Here is a 549-nt window from a genome sequence, read left to right as displayed (position 1 = left end):
TTCACCAGGATCCCTGCTCGGTTGTACCCGGACATGTTGGGCTTTCGTAATTCGTTGTAAAAAAGTGAGCCAGGCCAGCATTTTGTGTATAAATTACCGCCATTTGGTCTGACCTGAATCACTTCAGCCAGAAGGGATTGATATACTATTTGCAGTATTCGGTGGTCGATAAGTTTCTTCCGGCAACAGATTTCATTTTTGCATTCCTAAGTTCAGAGGTAGTCATGATTAAGAAAATCGGGGTGTTGACAAGCGGCGGTGAGGCGCCGGGCATGAACGCGGCAATTCGTGGGGTTGGCCGTGCAGCGCTGACGGAAGGTCTGGAAGTTTTTGGTAGCTATGATGGTTACCTGGGGCTGTATGAAGACCGTATGGTTCAGCTCGACCGCTACAGCGTGTCTGACATGATCAACCGTGGCGGTACCTTCCTTGGGGCTGCGCGCTTCCCGGAATTCCGTGACGAACACATCCGTGAAGTGGCTATCGAGAACATGAAAAAACGTGGCCTGGACGCGCTGGTCGTTATCGGCGGTGACGGCTCGTACATGG

The 549-nt window shown here is 51.5% G+C and carries 1 protein-coding gene; it reads left to right on the top strand.

Annotated features, from left to right (window positions below):
• Window positions 1-224: 224 nt before the first annotated feature.
• The coding region (locus A6013_RS24100) for a 6-phosphofructokinase (protein WP_175437414.1) at window positions 225-549 on the top strand (325 nt) is incomplete at its 3' end.

The organism is Enterobacter sp. IF2SW-B1 (genome assembly GCF_001743375.1).
Lineage (GTDB): Bacteria > Pseudomonadota > Gammaproteobacteria > Enterobacterales > Enterobacteriaceae > Enterobacter > Enterobacter bugandensis.
This window is presented reverse-complemented; position numbering and strand designations above follow the sequence as displayed.